The organism is Rhodococcus sp. JCM 9793 (assembly GCF_055380405.1).
In genome coordinates this window covers 497,674-518,120 of record NZ_AP043721.1, presented here as the reverse complement: position 1 = coordinate 518,120, position 20,447 = coordinate 497,674, and the positions used below count along the sequence as shown (strand labels likewise).

The following is a 20,447-nucleotide window of genomic DNA, read 5'->3' as shown; positions in this document are numbered from 1 at the left end:
ATCGGACGTTCGAGCCGAGTAGAAGAAGGAGCTCATGACCGACACCACGTTGCCGCCGGAGGGTGCGGGGCACGACCGCATCGAGCCCGTCGACATCCAGCAGGAGATGCAGAACAGCTACATCGATTACGCGATGAGCGTGATCGTGGGCCGCGCCCTCCCCGATGTGCGTGACGGTCTGAAGCCTGTGCACAGGCGCGTGCTGTATGCGATGTTCGACAACGGCTTCCGTCCAGACCGTGGCTATGTGAAGTCTGCGCGTGCGGTTGCAGAGACGATGGGTAACTACCACCCGCACGGCGACTCGTCGATCTACGACACCTTGGTGCGTCTCGCCCAGCCGTGGTCGATGCGGTACCCGCTCGTCGACGGACAGGGCAATTTCGGTTCCCGAGGAAACGACGGCGCGGCAGCAATGCGGTACACCGAGTGCCGTCTGACTCCGCTCGCCATGGAGATGCTGCGGGAAATCGACCACGACACGGTCGATTTCCAGCCGAACTATGACGGGCGTACCCAGGAACCGACGGTTCTCCCCAGCCGTATCCCCAACCTGTTGATCAATGGTTCGGGCGGTATCGCGGTCGGTATGGCGACCAACATTCCTCCGCACAACCTCAATGAGGTTGCCGAGGCGGTCTACTGGGCTCTCGAGAATTTCGAGGCCGACGAGGAAGCCACGCTCGCGGCGGTGATGGAGCGCATCAAGGGCCCCGACTTCCCGACCTCAGGCCTGATCACCGGTTCGCAGGGCATTCACGATGCCTACACGACCGGGCGTGGTTCGGTGAAGATGCGCGGCGTCGTGGAGATCGAAGAGGACTCCAAGGGGCGGTCGTTCATCGTCATCACCGAGTTGCCGTACATGGTGAACCCGGACAACCTGATCACGTCGATCGCGGAGCAGGTGCGCGACGCGAAGATCGCGGGCATCTCCGATATCCACGACGAGTCGTCCGACCGCATCGGCATGCGCATCGTCGTCACCGTCCGCCGCGACGCTGTCGCCAAGGTCGTGCTGAACAACCTCTACAAGCACACGCAGCTGCAGACGAGCTTCGGGTGCAACATGCTGTCGATCGTCGACGGGGTGCCGCGCACGCTGCGCCTCGACCAGATGATCCGGCTGTACGTCGTCCACCAGATCGAGGTCATCGCCCGACGGACGCGGTACCTGCTGCGCAAGGCCGAAGAGCGGGCCCATATCCTGCGTGGCCTGGTCAAGGCTCTCGACGCCCTCGACGAGGTCATCAGGTTGATCCGCGCGTCGCAGACCGTGGACATCGCCCGCGCAGGCCTCATGGAGTTGCTCGACGTCGACGAGATCCAGGCGGACGCCATCCTGGCGATGCAGTTGCGCCGGCTCGCGGCCCTGGAGCGCCAGAAGATCGTCGACGACCTCGCCGAGATCGAACGCGAGATCGACGACTACAAGGACATCCTCGCCAAGCCGGAGCGACAGCGCGCAATCGTCCGCGACGAACTGAAGGAGATCGTCGAGAAGTACGGCGACGAGCGGCGCACCCGCATCGTTCCTGCAGACGGCGACGTGACCGACGAGGATCTGATCGCCCGCGAGGACGTGGTCGTCACGATCACCGAGACCGGCTACGCCAAGCGCACCCGCACCGACCTGTACCGGTCGCAGAAGCGTGGAGGCAAGGGTGTCAAGGGCGCCGACCTCAAGCAGGACGACATCGTCAAACACTTCTTCGTGACGTCGACGCACGACTGGCTGCTGTTCTTCACCACGAAGGGCCGCGTATACCGGGCGAAGGCGTACGAACTTCCCGAAGCGAACCGCACGGCCCGTGGCCAGCACGTCGCGAACCTGCTGGCATTCCAGCCGGACGAGCGGATCCAGGGAGTCATCCGCCTCACGACATACGAGGACGCCCCGTACCTGGTGCTCGCCACACGCAACGGCCTGGTGAAGAAGTCGCGACTGTCGGACTTCGATTCCAACCGGTCGGGCGGCATCGTCGCGATCAACCTGCGCGACGAGGACGAACTGGTCGGCGCCGTGCTGTGCTCTGCCGAGGACGATCTACTGCTCGTGTCGGAGCTGGGCCAGTCCATCCGCTTCTCGGCCACCGACGAAGCGCTGCGCCCGATGGGTCGCGCGACGTCCGGTGTCCAGGGCATGCGGTTCAACGGCGAGGACAAACTGCTGTCCTTGAACGTGGTCAAGGAGGGCACGTACCTGTTGGTGGCGACCTCCGGTGGCTATGCGAAGCGCACGCCCATGGACGACTATCCGGTCCAGGGTCGCGGTGGTAAGGGTGTTCTGACGATCCAGTACGACAAGCGACGTGGCACCCTGGTCGGTGCACTGATCGTCGAGGACGACGACGAGTTGTACGCGATCACGTCCGGCGGCGGTGTCATTCGTACTGCTGCCAAGCAGGTACGCAAGGCAGGCCGACAGACCAAGGGTGTGCGTTTGATGAACCTGGGCGACGGCGACACGTTGCTTGCGATTGCACGCAACGCCGACGAGCCCGAGGAGATCGACGCATCCGAATCGAAGGAGTCGTAAGTGAGCACTCCCCAGGGGCCGAACGGATCCGACCAGGGAAAATCCGCCCGGAAGCCCGAGGACCGGAACGGACGCGAGGTGGAGACCGATCCGAGCGGCCCAGCCGCTGAGAAGCAGCCGAAGCCTGCGGGTGACGCCGTGAAGCCGAGCGCTGCTCAGTCGGGGAAGCCCGTCGAGAAGCCTGCGTCGGAGTCCGAGAACCAGCCGATCCAGAAGTCGGCCGTGTCCTCGGAGTCCGTCGCGAACGCGGGCAAGGGCGACCCGGCTCCCGCCGAGGAGCAGGCGACGCGGCCGGTGCAGCGTTCGAACCCCACGGCGCGTCCGACGGGTCAGACACCGCCGTGGCAGCGTGGGCAGCAACCGACTGCCGACAAGCAGGGTTCTGCGCCGCAGCAGAACACCCCCCAGACCAATCTCCCCGGGGTCGGGCCGGGCCTGGGGAAGGCCGTGAATCGCCCGTCAGGGACCTCTCAGCGCCCCGCAACGGGTCCCCAGCCCGCTGTAGGTAAGCCTGCTGCGGCGAAGAGCAGCCCTGCTGCGAAGAACAACCCTGCTGCGAAGAACAACCCTGCTGCGAAGAGCAGCGCTGCGTCGACGCGTCCTGTCGTCACCGGTACAGCGGCGGCATCCATGACCGGAGGCGCGCAGGGTTCCGATCGTGCCGCCGCGAAGGCGAAGTCTGCGGTCATCGACGGCCCGACCCGGCACATCGAGCGCAAGGATCTGGCGAAGGACCTGCCGGACCTGTCGAGCGTGAAGCATCCGACGCCGGCGGCACCGGTGGCGGCGGAAACACCGCACGCGAGTCCCGTCGTCGTGGCACCCACCGCGGGTGACGCGCTCAGGGCGACTGTGCAGCTGCGCCGCATCGACCCGTGGTCGATGCTCAAGGTGTCCGCAGTGATCTCCTTGTCACTGTTCTTCGTGTGGATGATCGCGGTGGGCTTGCTGTACGGCGTGCTCGCCGGCATGGGCGTGTGGGATCGGTTGAACAGTGCCTTCACCGACCTCGTGTCGGAGTCGGGCAGTGACGGATTGATCACAGTCGGCCAGGTGTTCGGCTACGCGACGGTCATCGGTCTCGCCAACATGATTCTGATGACCGCTCTTGCGACGCTCGGTGCATTCATCTACAACCTCTGCAGCGACCTCGTCGGGGGCGTTCAGGTCACTTTGGCCGACCCGGACTGACCTGCAGGAACACTGCTCCATCGATGCAATTTTGTTCTTCCAGTGTCGTTGGGGTAGTGTTCCGAATCGGTTCGAGGGCCTATAGCTCAGGCGGTTAGAGCGCTTCGCTGATAACGAAGAGGTCGGAGGTTCAAGTCCTCCTAGGCCCACTCCCCGTGCCGAAAGGGCAGCAGAATGAAGGTTCTCATCGCGATGGGAACGGCATTTCTGGTGGCCTTCGGAATCGCTCGGATGCTCCGAAGCGAGGACGAATGGCACGAGGTACCCAGCCGGTAGATCGGCGAACGGGGCCTTAGCTCAGTTGGTAGAGCGCTGCCTTTGCAAGGCAGATGTCAGGAGTTCGAATCTCCTAGGCTCCACAGTTGAAGGGCGCTTCCGAGAAATCGGAAGCGCCCTTCAGTCGTTCGAGACGAAGATCAGGACCGCAGCAGCCGGGCGATGGCGTCGGTTGCTTCCTTGATCTTCGCGTCCGCTTCCGGCCCACCGGCGACCGCGGCGTCGACGACGCAATGGCTGATGTGGTCTTCGAGCAGGCCCATCGCGACGGCCTGCAGAGCCTTGGTCATCGCCGAGACCTGCGTGAGAATGTCGATGCAGTATTTCTCGTCTTCGACCATCCGCTGCAGTCCGCGGGCCTGGCCCTCGATGCGCTTGAGTCGCTTGAGATAGGCGTCCTTCTCGGTGATGTATCCGTGTCCCGCGTGCTCATGGCAGTCGGCTTCTGGAGCCTCGGGTGGTGTGGCCGAGGGGGTGGGGGTGGCCATGGTGTCCTCCTGGCTGTCATGTGGCACATCGTCGATTATGGCTCAGCGGAATCGGCGAAGCCGCAGGCTGTTGCTGACCACGAACACCGACGAGAAAGCCATGGCGGCGCCCGCGATCATCGGGTTGAGCAGACCCATCGCCGCCAGCGGCAGTGCTGCGACGTTGTAGGCGAAGGCCCAGAACAGGTTGCCTTTGATCGTGCCCAGGGTACGACGGGAGAGGCGAATCGCATCCGCTGCCGCCCGCAGGTCGCCGCGGACGAGAGTCAGATCGCTGGCCTCGATCGCGACGTCGGTGCCAGTGCCCATCGCGAGTCCGAGGTCGGCCTGCGCGAGGGCGGCGGCATCGTTGATCCCGTCGCCGACCATGGCTACGACCTTGCCCTGATCCTGCAGCCGTTTGACGACGTCTACCTTTTCGGACGGCAGTACTTCGGCGATGACCTCGTCGATTCCCACCTGCCCTGCGATCGTTGTGGCCGCGGCGGTGTTGTCGCCGGTGAGCATGATCGGTGTCAGACCGAGATCACGCAGCTGGGCGATTGCGTCGGCAGAGGTGGGCTTGACCACGTCGGCCACCACCAGCACTGCACGCGCAGCGCCGTCCCAGCCGACCGCGACGGCGGTCCTGCCCTCGGCTTCGGCTGCCTTCATGGCGGCGTCGAGTTCGGCGGGCAGATGCTGAGCGAAGTCGTCGAGCAGCCTGGCTCGGCCGACGAGTACCGCATGGCCGTCCACCGTGCCCTGTACGCCGAGACCCGCGATGTTGGTGAACTGGTCCGCTGTCGGCAGGTCGCCGACCTTCTCGCGGGCGCCCTTGGCGATGGCTTGTGCGATCGGGTGTTCGGACGAGTCCTCGAGGGCTCCTGCCAAGCGCATGACCTCGCCTGTGTCCACTCCGTCGGAAACGATCACGTCGACCAGGGTCATCCTGCCGGCGGTGACGGTGCCGGTCTTGTCGAGAACGACGGTGTCGACGCGGCGGGTCGATTCGAGGACCTCGGGGCCCTTGATCAGGATGCCGAGCTGGGCTCCGCGACCGGTGCCGACCATCAGTGCGGTGGGTGTCGCCAAACCGAGAGCACAGGGGCAGGCGATGATCAGCACGGCGACCGCTGCGGTGAACGCGGTCGCGACCGCGCCACCGGTGCCGAGCCAGAACCCCAGGGTGCCCACCGACAAGGCGATCACGATCGGGACGAAGACTCCGGAGATCCTGTCGGCCAGTCGCTGGGCCTGGGCTTTACCGGTTTGAGCGTCCTCGACGAGCTTGGCCATCTGCGCAAGTTGGGTATCGGATCCGATACGTTCGGCGCGCACGACGATCCGTCCGCCCACGTTCACGGTGGCGCCGACGACGTGGTCGTCCGGCCCGACCTCGACCGGTACGGATTCGCCGGTGATCATCGAGGCGTCCACAGCAGAAGAGCCGTCGACGACGACACCGTCGGTGGCGATCTTCTCGCCGGGACGGACCACGAACTCGTCACCGACAGTCAATTCCTCGATCGGGATCCGTTGTTCGGCGCCGTTGCGGAGCACCGAAACTTCCTTGGCGCCGACTTCGAGCAGTGCGCGCAGCGCAGCCCCGGCGCGACGCTTGGAGCGTGCTTCGAAGTATCGGCCGGCGAGGATGAAGGTGGTGACCCCGGCGGCGGCTTCGAGGTAGATGTTGCCCGAGCCGTCGGAGCGAGCGATGGTGAACTCGAACGGGTGCGTCATACCGGTGATTCCGGCTGTACCCCAGAACAGGGCGTAGATCGACCAGCCGAATGCGGCAAGTGTGCCGACGGAGACGAGGGTGTCCATCGTGGCGGCACCATGACGGAGGTTGGTGAAAGCGGCCTTGTGGAACGGCCAGGCACCCCATGCGACGACGGGAGCGGCGAGGGTCAGCGAGAGCCACTGCCAGTTCGGGAACTGCAGGGCAGGAGCCATGGCCATCGCGATCACGGGGACGCTGAGGACCAGTGAGATCAGCAGACGCTGTCGCAGCGCGGCGGTCGGATCCGGTTCCGCGACGGGTTCTGATTCTGCGGCGGCCGGAGGTGTGGGAAGTGACGCGGTGTATCCGGCTGCTTCGACAGTGGTGACGAGGTCGGTGGGCGACACGTCGCCGACGTAGTCGACGCGCGCCTTCTCTGTGGCGTAGTTGACGGTGGCTGTGACACCGTCGAGCTTGTTGAGTTTGCGTTCGATCCGGTTGGCGCAGGACGCGCAGGTCATGCCGCCGATGTCGAGTTCGATCCGACCGTCTGAAGCGTGGGTTACCGGGTTCATTCGGTTTCTCCTCTCGGATGTGGCGGTCAGTGTCCGTGCCCGTCGGGCGTAGGAGCGGTGCCGGTGGTGGTGTCGGGTGAAGGTGCGGGCCCGGCGGTCAGAGTGAACTCGGCGGTCCGCACCACTCCGTCATGTCGGAAGTCCAGGAACAGTCGGTAGTCGTCGGCGCTGGGAGTCGTGACCGAGAAGTCGATACCCGGGCCGGGGGGAGTGATCCCGTCACCCGGGTGTCCGTCCGGGTGCACGTGGAGATAACCCAGGTCGGTGGCTCGCAGCGCCACAAGATGTCCGTAGGCGCCGAGGTAGGGCTGCAGGTCGGTGACCGGGTGCCCGTCCCGCGACACCGTCGCGGTCACCGTGGAGGCCTGGCCGGGGGTCAGAACTCCGTCGAGTGTCACGGTGTAGCCGTCGACCGTGGTGGTCGCGGTCGTGGGAGGGAGTGGGCGGGGATCGAAGTGTCCGGCCACGTGTAGTTCGGCACCCAGCGTCAGGGGTGCGCCGCCGTCGGGCGTGAAGTCGGCGAAGAGTCGATACGTTCCCGCTTCGTCGAGGTCGAGCGGCACAGTCCAGGTTCCGGTGTCGTCGAGGACCGGGTGCACGTGCGCGTACTCGGTCAGGTCGCGTCGAACCGCGATCAGGTGGAGTTGCTTGTCGTGACTTTCGACGTACCGGGTGACCGGCTGTCCGTCGGGGCCTTTGATGCGGAAGTGCACCGGGACCTGTGTGCCCGCGTCGACATCGGCCGTCTCGAGGGAGAAGGTGTAACCGGCGTCGGTGGACGTCAGTCCTGCAAGGCTCCCGTCGGTGACCGGCGATGCCGTCCCGGTCGCGACTTCGTCGCCGGGGGTGTCGGGTGTGGTGTTCTCGGGGCCGGCCAGGGCGCCGGCCCCGAGGGCCAGAGCGAAGACTGCGGCCAGGCCGAGGATGAATCCGGCGACCTTCGTCGATGTGTTCATCGGGTGGGGCTCCTGTCCGAGTCCGAATGGGTGGATCAGTCGGCGATCTTGTAGCCGGCCTCATCGACGGCTGCTGCGATCGATGCACTGTCGATTTCGGTGCTCGACTCGATGTCGACGCGTCCGCTTTCCAGGTCGACGTTCACTCCGGTGACGCCGGGGATCCCGCTGATTTCTTCGCGAACCGACGAGACGCAGTGCCCGCAGGTCATGCCGGTCACGGTGATGGTGTTGGTGCTCATGAGTCCTCTTCTCGATCGCTGCACGTCGGTGTTCCGCAATTCAATATACCTATACCCCCCATGGGTATCAACCCTCGGTCGGAGTGGACCGCTCGATGACCGCGTGGTATCTCGAGGGCGAAAACTTTCGAGAATTTCTGACGAGGATGTCGAGACCGGACGAACAGCTCCGTCCCAGGTGTAGATGCGGCCACACCGGTTGCACAGAACCGAGGAGATCATGATGGCGAAGTACCTGCTGCTCAAGCACTACCGCGGCGCACCCGAGTCCGTGAACAGCGTCCCCATGGATCAGTGGACTCCGCAAGAGATCGACGACCACATGAAGTACATGCAGGATTTCGCGGCGAAACTCGAGAAGACCGGTGAATTCGTCGACGGTCAGGCACTCGCGCCCGAGGGTACGTTCGTGCGATACGACGGGGAAGGACGTCCGCCGGTCACGGACGGCCCCTTCGCGGAGACGAAGGATCTCATCGCCGGTTGGATGGTGATCGACGTCGACTCCTACGAGCGCGCCGTCGCCCTCGCCGGTGAGTTGTCGGCGGCGCCCGGCGCCGGCGGCAAGCCGATCCACGAGTGGCTCGAACTGCGTCCGTTCCTCACCGCACCTCCGACGATCACCGAGTGACATGGACGAACTGCTGCTGAGGGAGCTGACTCCCGCAGTGATCGGCGTCCTCGTGCATCGCGGAGTCGACTTCGCGACAGCCGAGGACGCCGTGCAGGAGGCGCTCATCGAGGCGACCCGGACCTGGCCGGATCGTCCACCGGCGGATCCGAAACGTTGGCTGGTCGCGGTGGCCTGGCGCAAGTTCCTCGACATGTACCGCTCCGAGGTCGCGCGGAGGGATCGCGAGCAGCGAGTCGAGATCGAGCCCCCACCCGGACCGACCGAGGCTGCCGACGACACGCTGCACCTGTTTCTGCTGTGTGCTCATCCAGCGCTGACCCCGACGTCGGCGGTGGCGCTCACGCTGCGCGCTATCGGAGGTCTGACGACCAAGCAGATCGCTTCGGCCTACCTCGTCCCGGAGTCGACGATGGCGCAACGGATCAGCCGTGCCAAGAAGACCGTCAGCGGTGTGCGATTCGAGGAATCGGGCGATCTCGCAACGGTGCGGCGCGTGCTCTACCTCGTCTTCAACGAGGGCTACACGGGAGATGTGGATCTGGCTGCCGAAGCGATCCGGCTCACTCGGCAGCTTGCGGACATGAGCGATGAGGAGGAGACCGCCGGGCTGCTGGCGTTGATGCTGCTGCACCATGCCCGACGCTTCGCACGCACACGCGAGGATGGGAGTCTGGTCCCGCTCGCGGAGCAGGATCGGTCGCGATGGGTCACCTCACTCATCGCCGAAGGAGTCGAGATTCTGCAGGCCGCTCTGGCTCGGGACCGGCTCGGCGAGTTCCAGGCCCAGGCTGCCATCGCTGCCCTGCACGCCGACGCAGTACGTGTCGAAGAAACCGATTGGGTGCAGATCGTCGGTTGGTACGACGAGCTTCTCGGGCTCACCGGAAGTCCGGTCGTGGCACTCAACCGCGCCGTCGCGGTCGGTGAGGCCGACGGACCGGCGGCAGGTCTTGCGGCCTTGGCTGCAGTGGATCCAGGCCTGCCGCGATACAGCGCAGCATCTGCGCACCTCCACGAGAAGGCCGGTGATCTCGAGGACGCTGTCCGGATGTACACCGAGGCAGCTCGGGCGGCTCCCAATCTGGCCGAACGTCACCATCTGGCGAGGCAAGCGGCGAGGGTGAGTCGGCTGCTGCACGGGTAATTGCATGTTTCACGTGAAACGGTGCCCCTGTACGACAGTCCGTAGTATCGACGTATTCTGGCTTCATGTCCACCGAATGGAGGCTCGTGGCGCGCATGCGCGGAGGCTTCGTCGGTGGCGCTTCCGGCGCGGTGAGCATCGCCGCTCACGCGGCGGCCGGGGGAGCGGTACCCGGTCAGAGTGCGGCCGTGCTCCTCCTTCTGGCATCGGTTGCCGTCGGAGCAGTCGCGGCGGGAACTCGGCTCCCCGTGATCGCGGTCCTCGCTGCGGGCCAGGTCGTCGGCCACCTCGCACTCGCTCTCGAATTCGGGCACATGCACGTGCCGAGCCCCGCCATGGTGGCCGCGCACATCGCAGCGGTGGGAGTCGCGGCCTTCTTGATCACCGGTGCCGAGCGGGGCTGCCGTATCGCCTTGGCAGCCCTGCATCGTCTCGTCCCTCGCGGCTACAACGCCCCACCCGTGCGCTCTCGCATCACCCCGTGCGTCGCGCACCGTCCGCACACCCGTCGTGTGCTTCTTCCCGCTGCCGGGCTCGGCACGCGAGGTCCACCGGTCGTCGCGGCCTGACCTCGACCTCGTTCACGAGTCCCTCCCGGGATCGCTGCCGTGCGGCGATCGGCGCTGCCGCATGCCCGGAAGACAGCATGGAGAACCACAGTGATCAAGACTTTCAGAACATCGCTACTGCTCACCGCCGCCGCCGTTCTCGTCGCGGGATGCAGTGCCGACAGCAATGACACCGCCGCCGCGGACTCGCTCGTCGTCTCGTCATCCTGGGCGAAGGCCGCCGACTCCGGCATGACGGCCGCATTCGCGGAACTCGAGAACACCGGTGACGAAGACCTGCACATCGTGGCGGCGACGAGCTCCGCTGCGGGCAGCACCGAACTGCACGAGATGGTCGCGGGCGACGGCGGCGCGATGGTCATGCGCGAATCCGAATCCGGGTTCGTCGTCGAGGCCGGCAGCGTGCACAGCCTTGCGCCCGGAGGAGACCACCTCATGCTCATGGACCTGACCGGGCCGATCGTCCCAGGATCGGATGTGAGCTTCACCCTCACCTTCGACGACGGTTCCACGAAGGACTTCACAGCGCAGGTCCGGGACTTCGCGGGTGCACAGGAGGAATACACCCCCGGGCACGGAGGCGGGGAGGGAACCGGTCACAGTGGCTGAATTCAGTCGTCGTCGACTGCTGGGTGGTGGTGCCGCGGTGCTGGGTGCGGCAGGTCTCGGCGCGGCGGGCGCGGGAGTTGCTGCCGCAACGCGGGAACCCGAGCGGATGGGCGCGAACAGCGTCGATCCCCACGGTGTGCACCAAGCAGGGATCGACACCGAACCGCAGGCGTTCGCTGCGTTCGTCGCACTCGACCTGAAGCCGGATGTCGATCGAGTGGGTGTGATCGGTGTCATGAAGGTGTGGGCGGAGGACACCCGCCGACTCGCCCGGGGCGTTCCTGCGCTGGGCGATACCGAACCCGAGCTGGCGGTGGACCCCGCGCGACTCACCGTCACAGTCGGCTACGGAAGCGCCGTGTTCGATGCGGCAGGCTCGGTTGCTGCGCGACCGGCGTGGCTTCGGCCGCTGCCGCCGTTCGACATCGACAGGCTCGAGGACCGGTGGTCGGGTGGAGACCTGCTGCTGCAGGTGTGCGGCGACGATCCGGTGACGGTGTCGCATGCGGTGCGCACACTCACGAAGAGCGTGCGGTCGCGTGCGTCGGTGAGGTGGGTACAGCGAGGCTTCCGTCATGCCGTGGGTACCCGACCCGACGGCCTGACGATGCGCAACCTCATGGGCCAGGTCGACGGCACTGTCAATCCGCAACCGACGACCCCGGATTTCGATCGCCAGGTCTGGAATGCGGGCGAACCGGCGTGGCTGGCCGGCGGGACGTCCCTCGTACTGCGTCGGATTCGTATGGAGCTCGACACGTGGGACGAGCTCGACCGTCCCGCGAAAGACCTCGTGATGGGGCGTAGGCAATCGGACGGTGCACCGCTCACCGGCACCTCCGAGCGCGACGACGCCGACTTCGAGGCGGTGGACGGCCACGGGATCCGGGTGATCCCACCCGAGTCTCATGTAGCCCGGGCTCGGCCGAGCAGCGCCGACGAACAGTTCCTCCGCCGGGCCTACAACTACGACGACGACGGTGCAGGCCTGCTGTTCGCTGCGTATCAGGGCGATGTGGATCGACAGTTCGTTCCCGTGCAGAGGCGGCTCGCGATGCACGACGCACTCAACACCTGGACCACTCCGGTCGGGTCCGCTGTCTTCCTCATACCACCTGGATATGGGCCCGATGGGTATCCGGGGGATGTGCTCTTGGAGAACTGACCGAAAGTGTGACTCCAGGCTCCGACAGCGCTAGCCTGATTGATGTGACCTGGATAACACAGGAACGTCAGGGGTTTGCGTCGCTGCGGGAAGGCGGCCTCAACTGGGACGCCTTCCCGCTTCGGCTCTTCTCGAAGGGCAACGCCAAGTTCTGGGATCCTCACGACCTCGACTTCTCCCGCGACGCCGCGGACTGGGCGGCTCTGAACTCGGAGCAACAGCGCAGCTCGACGTTCCTCGTGGCGCAGTTCGTTGCCGGTGAGGAGGCCGTCACCCAGGACATCCAGCCGTTCCTGCGTGCGATGGCGGCAGAGGGCAGGATCGGCGACGAGATGTACCTGACGCAGTTCTGCTTCGAGGAAGCCAAACACATGCAGGTGTTCCGGCTGTGGATGGACGAAGTGGGCCTCACGTCGGATCTGCATCCGTATGTGGCGGACAACCCGTACTACCGACAACTCTTCTATGAAGAACTACCGCACTCGCTCAAGGTGCTCGACTCAGATCCGTCACCCGCGAACCAGGTGCGGGCGAGTGTCACCTACAACCACGTGATCGAAGGCAGTCTCGCCCTGACCGGCTATTACGCCTGGCAGAAGGTGTGCACGACACGGGGAATCCTGCCGGGCATGCAGGAACTGGTAAAGCGCATCGGCGACGACGAGCGCCGTCACATGGCATGGGGGACGTTCACGTGCCGGCGACACGTCGCGGCCGACGACTCGAACTGGAATGTCGTGCAGGAGCGGATGAACGAGCTGCTCCCCATGGCTCTCGGGATGATCGGGTGGGTCAACGACCAGTTCGACGAACAGCCCTACGGTCTCGATCCCGAGGAGTTCGTCGCCTATGCGGCCGACAGAGCGCAGCGTCGTCTGGGGGCGATCGAATCCGCCCGTGGGCGACCCGTCCAGGAGATCGATCTCGACTACACCCCCGAGGTTCTCGAGGAGAAGTTCGGTGCCGAGGACGCAGCGGAACTTGCGTCGATCACCGGGGCGGGCACGGCCTAGTGGCCGGAACGCTGGTGGTCAGAGCATCAATGCGAGTATGAGGATCACGACGATCACTGCACCGATCCCGGCCAGCGCGTATGCGCGCGTCGACACCTTCGGTTCGGGGGGCGGCTCGGAGATGTTCGCGCCGGTCAACGCCGCTTGATCTTCGCCCACCACTTCGGACCTCGAGGGGCCTCCGGCCGACTTTCCTGCCGCAATCGAATCGGTGGTGGAGGCAATGGCCACAGGTGGGTCTTCCTCCGAGTCGGACTCGGCTTCGCGCACGCGGGCGAAGCCTCCGGTGAGAACGTCGGTTCGGTCGTACGACGGTGGAAGGCCGATGCGTGCCTTCTTCTCTCGCGCAGGTGTGAAGCCGGTTGCGAGGATCGCGGCGCCGAGCGCAGCGGTCTGCTCGGGCCCGGGACCGACGAGGCTCCGCACCATCAATTTGGTCGCGAGGCTGTTCGCGATGTCCTGAATGTGCGAACGGTCGCGTGCGATGAGTCCGTCGCCCATGACGACGACGGCGTCGAGGTTGTCGGGCATCCATCCGAACGCCCCGAGGGCCCTCGCGAGTTGCGCGGCCGGGGAGGGCGCACCTTTGGCCGCGACACGGAAGGCCTTTCCTGCCGGCACGCCGGAGCGAACCAGTGTGACCGTGGATCCGGCGTCGTCCACGTGGTAGACGCCGATGAGCAGACCTGGGGTTTCGGAGATTTCCGAGGCGTACCAGGTCGCGGCACCCTGGGCGTCGGAGACGAGGTCGACGTGCCTCAATTCGGCGTAGTCGAGCGCGGCGCGGAGCACCGAGACCCTCGTCGGATCCCAATGCGACGGGTAGGTGGCGGTGTAGCCGGGGTCGGTGTCCCGGTCCATGCCCCCGAAGGTCGGGAGCGGGTGGCATTCGTTGAGCAGGCAGTGAACCGCGGTTGCCATGGCGTCCTCGGCGCGGTAGACGCGGCCGTCGCTTGCTGCAATTCCCCCGGGGTCTCCGACACGGGACAGGAACCCGGACAGGGTGCGTGCCTCGTCGATCGTGCGTGTGGAACCACCGAGTTGCGAGTTGCCGTCGTGGTCGATGTGCAGAACCGTGTCGCGGGCGATGACAACGGGATCCGGGGTACCGGGTTCGTTGGACGCCACCACAGCTGTGGAGACGATCCTGCCTATCCGAAGCCCTACCCCGATCGCCATCCGAACCCTCCCTGTAACGATTTGCTTACATCATGCCCCCTTGTACTACCGGGAGGGCGTGGCACGCCGCATTGGCCACCGTAACCCGCACTTGCCCTGAATATCCCTTTAGACTCCAGCGATGACACAGCAGGAGGGACGATCGGGCACCAGGTCGTTCCGGGATATCGTCTATCGGCGCGCAGCTCATCCGGTCGGCCTCGCCGTCGCACTGTTCTTCTTTGCGCAGTCGATGACACCGTCGCTACTGCCGCGCGTGTGGTACCTGCAGGGCGTTGCCACAGGAATTTCGGTGGCCACAGGCTACGGACTCGGCTGTCTTGTCGCTTGGATTCTGCGCAGGTGCGGTGTGCACCCTCAATGGTCTGCCGAGACCCGCCGCCGCGGGTGGTGGGTGCTCGCCGCCGTCGCGGTGGTGGTGATCCCGACCTTCCTGATCCTCGGGTCGTGGTGGCAGCAGATCGTCCGTGAGCTGGTCGGCCTCGAACGACTCGAACGCCTTCTCTACCTGCCGGTTCTGCTCGTCGCCGCGGCGGTGGCACTCGTGCTGATCGCAGTGGCACGGCTCCTGCGGTTCGGGGTGGAATGGCTGTCGGCGTTCTCCGCGCGGTTCCTGCCCGACGGGGTCGCGAAGGTCGCCGCGGTCGTCGTCGTCGTGCTGTTGCTCGTCGTGGTTCTCGACCACGGGGTGTACCGAGGAATCCTCTCGGTTGCAGAGGGTTCCGCAGCTGCATCCGATCACGGGACGGCGAACGGCGTGAACAGGCCGAGTGCACCCGAGCGGTCGGGTTCACCCGACTCGCTCGAAGACTGGGACACGCTGGGAAGGGAAGGGCGCACCTTCGTCGCAGGTGGCCCCACGGCCGATGAGATCTCCGATGCCACCGGCGAACCCGCGCTGACGCCGATTCGCGCATACGTGGGAAAGGAATCCGCAGACACGGTCGCCGAAGGCGCCGAGAAAGTGGTCGCTGAGCTGGAGCGCACGGGCGCGTTCGATCGGTCGGTCTTGGCGGTGGTGACCACGACCGGACGTGGCTGGGTCAACGAGAATGTTGCAGGGGCATTCGAATTCGTGAGCGGTGGTGACTCCGCGATTGCGGCCATGCAGTATTCGTTCCTGCCGAGTCCGTTGGCCTTTCTTGCTGATCGTGAAACACCGCAGGATGCCGGACGCGCACTGTTCGACGCGGTGTACGAGCGGTGGGACGAACTGCCCGAGGATGCTCGCCCGAAACTCGTGGTATTCGGGGAAAGTCTCGGATCATACGGCGGTCAAGCGGCTTTCGCGTCCGGTGATGCGCTCGTCGAACTCACCGACGGCGCGTTGCTCGTGGGGACACCGAACTTCGCCGAGCCGTGGGGGAGGATCACCGAGGGGCGCGATGAAGGCACCTTCGAGCGTCTGCCGGTCGTCGACGGTGGCCGGAACATCAGGTTCGCATCCGTTCCGGGCGATGCGGATCTTCCCGCCGAGTGGGAGCTTCCGCGTGTGGTGTTCTGGCAGCACGCGAGTGACCCGATCACGTGGTGGTCGTTCGATCTGATCCTGCACAAGCCGGATTGGTTGCGGGAACCGCTCGGCCCCGACGTGGACCCCGGGATGCGCTGGATTCCGTTCGTGACGTTCTGGCAGGTGACGCTGGACATGGTCTTCTCCGCGGAGGTACCCGACGGCCACGGCCATTCGTACGGAGTGGACGCAGCGGATCTGTGGGTGGACATTCTGACTCCGCAGGGGTGGGACAGTGACGACACCATACGGGTGCAGGAAGCTCTTTCTGGCAGGTCACAGACGGCGGAGCTGGAAGCTACTGGAGAGTAGATACATGTTACATTTCGTACCGCCGTGATGGGCGGCACACAATTCGAGCATGGAGGAACCGATGGCAGGTCGAACCCGGCGATGGGGGATGACGGCGGGGTTGGCGTCTGCGGCGCTGATGGCAGGCCTGATGGTCACCCCGGCAATCGCGAATGCAGAAGGAGACTTCTATCAGCCGCCGGAGGTGCTCGGAGGAGCACCGGGCGACCTCATTCGTACCGAATCATCCGATCTTGCGATCCGCGTGCCCACGCCCGACGGTGTGTTCCCCGCTCAGGGAACACGGTTGCTCTACCGCAGCAACGACGCCAACGGCGCCGCGAACGCAGTGAGCGGCACCTACCTCGAACCGTCCATGGCGTGGAACGGGCCGGGTGAGCGACCGCTGATCGCGTTGGCACCCGGAACGCAAGGTCAGGGCGACCAGTGTGCACCGTCCAAGGCTCTCAATCAGGTCGTGCAGTACACGCCGCCACTCGATCTCTTCACTGAATACGAGCTGGTCTCGATCAACGCGATGCTGTTGCAGGGCATCGCCGTGGTGGTCACCGACTACGACGGCCTGGGCACCCCCGGACACCACACATACGTCAACCGCGCGGCCGAAGCCCACGCGTTGCTCGACTCCGTCCGCGCCGCCCAGAACCTGCCCGAGGCCTCCATCCCGGAAGACGGACCTGTCGGCCTCTTCGGCTACTCGCAGGGTGGTGGCGCTGTAGCGGCCGCGGCGGAACTTGCGCCCAGTTACGCCCCCGAACTCGATCTCGTGGGTGCCTATGCGGGAGCTCCGCCGGCAGATCTGGTCGCGACGCTCGAACAGATCGACGGCACTGCCCTCACCGGCGCTATCGGTTACACCATCAATGGTCTGGTGGAGGCGTACCCGCAGTTGTCGGACGTCCTCGATGCCGAGGTCAATGATCGCGGTCGCGAGATGCTCGCGGCGGTAGGGAATCAGTGCTTGCCCGAGACCCTGTTCCGTTTCGGATTCCAGCAGACCAGCGACTACACGCGCACGGGCGAACCGCTCGGCGTGGTGATCGGACGGATCCCCGAGGTCCAGGAGGTCATCGCAGAACAGCGTATCGGTTTGCGGGCGCCCCAGATTCCGGTCCTGGTGCAGCACGGCACCCAGGACGACACCGTGCCGTACGGTCAGGGACGGCAGATGGCGTTGGATTGGTGCGCGCAGGGCGCCACGGTGCAGTTCTCCCCGAACAACACCCCGCCGATCCTTCCCGGATTCATCGTCAACCATGCGCTGCCCATGCTCGGCGGAATGCCCGAGGCTGTTGCGTACATGAACGATCGCTTCGCGGACAGGCCCGCGCCGTCGAATTGCGGCGCATTCTGATCACTCCGAATTGCGGCGCATTCTGATCCTGACACAACCGTAGAGTTCGGCCCACATTCCTCGAATGTGGGCCGAATTCTGTTGCAGCTAAGCTGGGTTCTGCGTCAGACCGAAGCGGCGCGCCAGGTTCTCGTCCGAAGACGGTCCTGATGTCCATTCGGAAATCCACGGTCCGGTGCCTTCGCTCTGATCGAGCACCCCGTTCTCGAGCCAGGTGTAGCGACCCTCGAGTACGCCGTGGGTGAGTGCGACATCGGCGTCGTCGGTGTTGGCCCAGAGCCCGTCGAAGAGTGCATCGACTCGGACGCGTGCCTGGTTGCAGAACGTGTCGGCGAGCTCGAACGCACCGTCGGATCCGGGATGGCCGTCGGCACGTTGCCGTTCGGCGCGCACACAGCATGCCGACATTGCGAACAGTTCGGCACCGATATCCACGATGCGCCCCAAGAAATTCTGCCGCTTCTCGAGTCCGGCCTGCCAGCGGGCCATCCCGTAGAACGTCGAGCGTGCGAGCTTGCGAGACGCACGTTCCACATACCTGAGATGGTGGGCCAGAGAACCGAATTCGCCGTAGGCTTTCGGAAGCTGACCCTTGCCGGTCACCAGCTTGGGGAGCCACTTGGCGTAGAAACCGCTCGCCTTCGCTGCGGCCCTCGCCTTGGCCTCACCGGAGGCCTTCGGATCGGCGAGGTCGCCCGCAGCCTTCAAGTGCGCGTCGACCGCTTCTCTCGCGACGAGCAGCCGCATGATCTCGCTCGACCCTTCGAAGATCCGGTTGATACGCAGATCCCGCACCAATTGCTCTGTCGGCACGGCACGTTCGCCGCGTGCCGCAAGTGACTCCGCGGTCTCGTATCCGCGACCACCACGGATCTGTACGAGCTCATCGGCGATGATGCACGCCATCTCGCTGCACCAGAGTTTCGCAAGCGCGGCCTCGATGCGGATGTCGTTGCGCTTCTCGTCGCACATCTGCCCGGAGAGCTCCACGACGGACTCGAGCGCGTAGGTCGTTGCAGCGATGAACGAGATCTTCGACGCCACCGCGGCGTGCTCGCCGACCGGCCTGCCCCACTGGACTCTCGCCGCCGACCATTCGCGCGCGATCTTGAGCGACCACTTTCCCGCCCCCGCACACATCGCGGGAATCGCGAGGCGACCGGCATTGAGGGTGGTCAACGCGATCTTGAGGCCATCGCCTTCACGACCGATGAGGTTCCGGGCGGGGACACGCACCTTGTACATGCGCGTCACGCCGTTCTCGATGCCCTTCAGACCCATGAAGGTGTTGCGGCGTTCTACCGTGATGCCCGGTGAGTCGGCTTCGACGACGAACGCGGAGATCCCGCCTCTGTGGCCGTCGCTCCGTGGAACACGCGCCATGACGACGAGCAGTTCGGCAACGACCCCGTTGGTGGTCCACAGCTTGACCCCGTCGAGTTCGTACGCGTCGCCGTCGTCGATCGGGGTAGCCGTCGAGGCGAGTCGTGCGGGGTCGGAGCCGACGTCGGGTTCGGTGAGCAGGAACGCGGAGATGGCGCCTTTCGCGCATCTCGGGAGGTATTCCCGCTTCTGCTCGTCGGTGCCGGCGAGCGCGAGTGGCTCGGGCACGCCGATCGACTGGTGGGCCGATAGTAGGGCACCGATGCTCGGGTGCACGCTCGCCCCCAGCGTCAACGCGTGGTTGTAGGCCACCTGGGAGAGCCCGAGACCACCGTATTCGGGCTTGATCTTCATGCCGAAGCAACCGAGATCGGCGAGGCCGGCGACGTAGTCGTCGGGGATCCTCGCGTCGCGTTCGATGACGCCGCCGTCCATGGTCCGGCACAGGTTCCGAAGCTTCGTCAGGAACTCTTCGGTGCGTGCGTCCTCATCGGGGGTGGGTCGCGGGAACGGGTGGACGAGGTCGAGGGTGAGCCGGCCGAGGAACAACTCTTTCGCGAACGAGGGCTTGTCCCAGTCTGCTTCACGTGATTCTTCGGCGACTGCGCGCGCTTGTTCTTCGGTGACGTGCGCGGATCCGGTCATGATGCGCCTCCATCGGAGAGTGTCTACCCGCGAGTATCCACTCTTCTGTGGTAGGCGTCACTCGGTTCGGTGAATTCGATACCGGCCGGTAACCCACGCCGTCCCGCGGGAGAGGGAGGCGAGAGGTCCTTCTCCGTCGCGATGTGCAGCCCGCGGCGCTCTTCTCGCACCGGGTGCCGCCCGGCGCGTGCACCGCGCTTCAGGGGCGAGGGGGCGCGAGGGTTGCAGTCAGTCCGGCGAACACGATGTCGAGCCCACGCTCGAGTTCTGCCGCACCGTCGTACGAGGCGAGGACCGGTGCGAGACCGCGCAACAGCGGGAAGTCGCCGATCGGAAGTCTGTGCAGCCCCAGGCGTAGCACGTCGTCGGATTCTTCGGGTCGCTCGACCAGTTCTTGCAGTTCGTCGAGGACGTGGCCATGCAGGAACCCGAACAGTGCTCGATAGACGTGCAAGGCGTCCGACGAGCCGAAACCCGCACCGGTGAGCAGCCTCAGAATGTCCTCGAGTGGACGTAGTGTTCCCAGTGGACGAAGTCCGAGCGGCGTAGCCAAGGGTCGGGTGACCAACAGTGGCACCACGTGCGGATGGTCGAGCGCCAGCCGGCGGAAGTCGCGCGCGACCTCGCGGAGCTGTGCCACCCAGTCGCCGTCCGTCGAGCCGACAGTGAGCTGGGCGAGGACGATTTCGGCGACTCCGTCCAGGACGGCGGCCTTGCTCGGTGCGTGCCGGTACAACGTCATCGGATCGCGACCCAGGGCCTTTCCGAGACGTCGCATCGAGAACCCGTCGATTCCGTCGTGATCGATGATTTCGAGTGCGTGCGAAAGAATCAGCTCTCTGGTGACCGGTCCGTTGTCAGGAGGGCTGCCGGGGTCGGCCGTGCGACGCGCGGGTGTCCTCGCCATGACACGCTCTCCCTTCGTTCCCTGTCTACACAGTAGACCACAACCGTA

At 65.4% G+C, this 20,447-nt stretch carries 17 protein-coding genes and 2 tRNA genes; 12 read left to right on the top strand and 7 right to left on the bottom strand.

Annotated elements, in window-relative coordinates:
* The first annotated feature begins 34 nt into the window (after nt 1-34).
* The 4 genes from gyrA (at nt 35) to ACZ46K_RS04555 (ending at nt 4,089) form a co-directional block, all read left to right on the top strand.
* On the top strand, nt 35-2,539 hold the full coding sequence (gene gyrA / locus ACZ46K_RS04570) for a DNA gyrase subunit A (protein WP_464746897.1): 2,505 nt from the start codon (nt 35-37) through the stop codon (nt 2,537-2,539).
* Nucleotides 2,540-3,730 carry a DUF3566 domain-containing protein gene (locus tag ACZ46K_RS04565; protein WP_464746895.1) on the top strand — a complete coding sequence of 397 codons (1,191 nt, stop codon included), beginning with the start codon at nt 2,540-2,542 and terminating at the stop codon, nt 3,728-3,730.
* Between the two features lie 75 nt (nt 3,731-3,805).
* Nucleotides 3,806-3,879 (top strand) — tRNA-Ile (locus ACZ46K_RS04560).
* 137 nt (nt 3,880-4,016) lie between these two features.
* A tRNA-Ala gene (locus tag ACZ46K_RS04555) sits at nt 4,017-4,089 on the top strand.
* A gap of 57 nt (nt 4,090-4,146) precedes the next feature.
* On the opposite strand, the gene ACZ46K_RS04550 is transcribed toward ACZ46K_RS04555, so the two are convergent.
* The 4 genes from ACZ46K_RS04550 to ACZ46K_RS04535 are packed head-to-tail and all read right to left on the bottom strand — an operon-like array spanning nt 4,147 to nt 7,972.
* Nucleotides 4,147-4,494, bottom strand: coding sequence for a metal-sensitive transcriptional regulator (locus ACZ46K_RS04550; protein WP_054805603.1), 348 nt, complete (start codon nt 4,492-4,494; stop codon nt 4,147-4,149).
* Nucleotides 4,495-4,536: 42 nt separating this feature from the next.
* Complete coding sequence (locus ACZ46K_RS04545) at nt 4,537-6,774, bottom strand: heavy metal translocating P-type ATPase (protein WP_464746893.1); 2,238 nt, start codon at nt 6,772-6,774, stop codon at nt 4,537-4,539.
* Nucleotides 6,775-6,800: 26 nt separating this feature from the next.
* Nucleotides 6,801-7,730: a hypothetical protein gene (locus ACZ46K_RS04540; protein ID WP_464746891.1), complete on the bottom strand. Its 930-nt coding sequence runs from the start codon at nt 7,728-7,730 to the stop codon at nt 6,801-6,803.
* Between the two features lie 35 nt (nt 7,731-7,765).
* Nucleotides 7,766-7,972, bottom strand: coding sequence for a heavy-metal-associated domain-containing protein (locus ACZ46K_RS04535; RefSeq protein WP_054805604.1), 207 nt, complete (start codon nt 7,970-7,972; stop codon nt 7,766-7,768).
* A 223-nt stretch (nt 7,973-8,195) separates the two neighbouring features.
* Between ACZ46K_RS04535 and ACZ46K_RS04530 the strand changes: the two genes are divergently transcribed.
* The 6 genes from ACZ46K_RS04530 to ACZ46K_RS04505 all read left to right on the top strand — a co-directional run bounded on the left by ACZ46K_RS04530 (nt 8,196) and on the right by ACZ46K_RS04505 (nt 13,106).
* Nucleotides 8,196-8,603 carry a YciI family protein gene (locus tag ACZ46K_RS04530; protein ID WP_054805609.1) on the top strand — a complete coding sequence of 136 codons (408 nt, stop codon included), beginning with the start codon at nt 8,196-8,198 and terminating at the stop codon, nt 8,601-8,603.
* Between the two features lies 1 nt (nt 8,604).
* On the top strand, nt 8,605-9,750 hold the full coding sequence (locus ACZ46K_RS04525) for an RNA polymerase sigma factor (RefSeq protein WP_054805605.1): 1,146 nt from the start codon (nt 8,605-8,607) through the stop codon (nt 9,748-9,750).
* Nucleotides 9,751-9,815: 65 nt separating this feature from the next.
* Complete coding sequence (locus tag ACZ46K_RS04520; protein ID WP_054805606.1) at nt 9,816-10,319, top strand: hypothetical protein; 504 nt, start codon at nt 9,816-9,818, stop codon at nt 10,317-10,319.
* Nucleotides 10,320-10,412: 93 nt separating this feature from the next.
* On the top strand, nt 10,413-10,928 hold the full coding sequence (locus tag ACZ46K_RS04515; protein ID WP_464749235.1) for a copper chaperone PCu(A)C: 516 nt from the start codon (nt 10,413-10,415) through the stop codon (nt 10,926-10,928).
* On the top strand, nt 10,921-12,093 hold the full coding sequence (locus tag ACZ46K_RS04510) for a Dyp-type peroxidase (protein ID WP_464746889.1): 1,173 nt from the start codon (nt 10,921-10,923) through the stop codon (nt 12,091-12,093). Before ACZ46K_RS04515 ends, ACZ46K_RS04510 begins: the two co-directional genes overlap by 8 nt.
* Nucleotides 12,094-12,137: 44 nt before the next feature.
* On the top strand, nt 12,138-13,106 hold the full coding sequence (locus ACZ46K_RS04505) for a R2-like ligand-binding oxidase (protein WP_464746887.1): 969 nt from the start codon (nt 12,138-12,140) through the stop codon (nt 13,104-13,106).
* A gap of 18 nt (nt 13,107-13,124) precedes the next feature.
* On the opposite strand, the gene ACZ46K_RS04500 is transcribed toward ACZ46K_RS04505, so the two are convergent.
* Nucleotides 13,125-14,285: a hypothetical protein gene (locus ACZ46K_RS04500; protein ID WP_464746885.1), complete on the bottom strand. Its 1,161-nt coding sequence runs from the start codon at nt 14,283-14,285 to the stop codon at nt 13,125-13,127.
* A gap of 121 nt (nt 14,286-14,406) precedes the next feature.
* On the opposite strand from ACZ46K_RS04500, the gene ACZ46K_RS04495 reads away from it, so the two are divergent.
* Complete coding sequence (locus ACZ46K_RS04495) at nt 14,407-16,110, top strand: alpha/beta hydrolase (RefSeq protein WP_464746883.1); 1,704 nt, start codon at nt 14,407-14,409, stop codon at nt 16,108-16,110.
* A 61-nt stretch (nt 16,111-16,171) separates the two neighbouring features.
* Nucleotides 16,172-17,464 carry a lipase family protein gene (locus ACZ46K_RS04490; RefSeq protein WP_054809839.1) on the top strand — a complete coding sequence of 431 codons (1,293 nt, stop codon included), beginning with the start codon at nt 16,172-16,174 and terminating at the stop codon, nt 17,462-17,464.
* An 87-nt stretch (nt 17,465-17,551) separates the two neighbouring features.
* Here the strand turns inward: ACZ46K_RS04490 and ACZ46K_RS04485 are convergent, their stop codons facing one another.
* Both ACZ46K_RS04485 and ACZ46K_RS04480 read right to left on the bottom strand, forming a co-directional pair.
* A complete protein-coding gene (locus ACZ46K_RS04485) occupies nt 17,552-19,492 on the bottom strand; it encodes an acyl-CoA dehydrogenase family protein (RefSeq protein WP_464746881.1) in 1,941 nt (646 codons plus the stop codon).
* 199 nt (nt 19,493-19,691) lie between these two features.
* Nucleotides 19,692-20,399, bottom strand: coding sequence for a TetR/AcrR family transcriptional regulator C-terminal domain-containing protein (locus tag ACZ46K_RS04480; protein WP_464746879.1), 708 nt, complete (start codon nt 20,397-20,399; stop codon nt 19,692-19,694).
* Nucleotides 20,400-20,447 lie beyond the last annotated feature (48 nt).

Coding starts and splice junctions, on each gene's coding strand:
- gyrA (WP_464746897.1), top strand. CDS start 35: ATGACCGACACCACGTTGCCGCCGGAGGGTGCGGGGCACGACCGCATC.
- ACZ46K_RS04550 (WP_054805603.1), bottom strand. CDS start 4,494: ATGGCCACCCCCACCCCCTCGGCCACACCACCCGAGGCTCCAGAAGCC.
- ACZ46K_RS04545 (WP_464746893.1), bottom strand. CDS start 6,774: ATGAACCCGGTAACCCACGCTTCAGACGGTCGGATCGAACTCGACATC.
- ACZ46K_RS04540 (WP_464746891.1), bottom strand. CDS start 7,730: ATGAACACATCGACGAAGGTCGCCGGATTCATCCTCGGCCTGGCCGCA.
- ACZ46K_RS04535 (WP_054805604.1), bottom strand. CDS start 7,972: ATGAGCACCAACACCATCACCGTGACCGGCATGACCTGCGGGCACTGC.
- ACZ46K_RS04530 (WP_054805609.1), top strand. CDS start 8,196: ATGGCGAAGTACCTGCTGCTCAAGCACTACCGCGGCGCACCCGAGTCC.
- ACZ46K_RS04525 (WP_054805605.1), top strand. CDS start 8,605: ATGGACGAACTGCTGCTGAGGGAGCTGACTCCCGCAGTGATCGGCGTC.
- ACZ46K_RS04520 (WP_054805606.1), top strand. CDS start 9,816: ATGTCCACCGAATGGAGGCTCGTGGCGCGCATGCGCGGAGGCTTCGTC.
- ACZ46K_RS04500 (WP_464746885.1), bottom strand. CDS start 14,285: ATGGCGATCGGGGTAGGGCTTCGGATAGGCAGGATCGTCTCCACAGCT.
- ACZ46K_RS04495 (WP_464746883.1), top strand. CDS start 14,407: ATGACACAGCAGGAGGGACGATCGGGCACCAGGTCGTTCCGGGATATC.
- ACZ46K_RS04490 (WP_054809839.1), top strand. CDS start 16,172: ATGGCAGGTCGAACCCGGCGATGGGGGATGACGGCGGGGTTGGCGTCT.
- ACZ46K_RS04485 (WP_464746881.1), bottom strand. CDS start 19,492: ATGACCGGATCCGCGCACGTCACCGAAGAACAAGCGCGCGCAGTCGCC.
- ACZ46K_RS04480 (WP_464746879.1), bottom strand. CDS start 20,399: ATGGCGAGGACACCCGCGCGTCGCACGGCCGACCCCGGCAGCCCTCCT.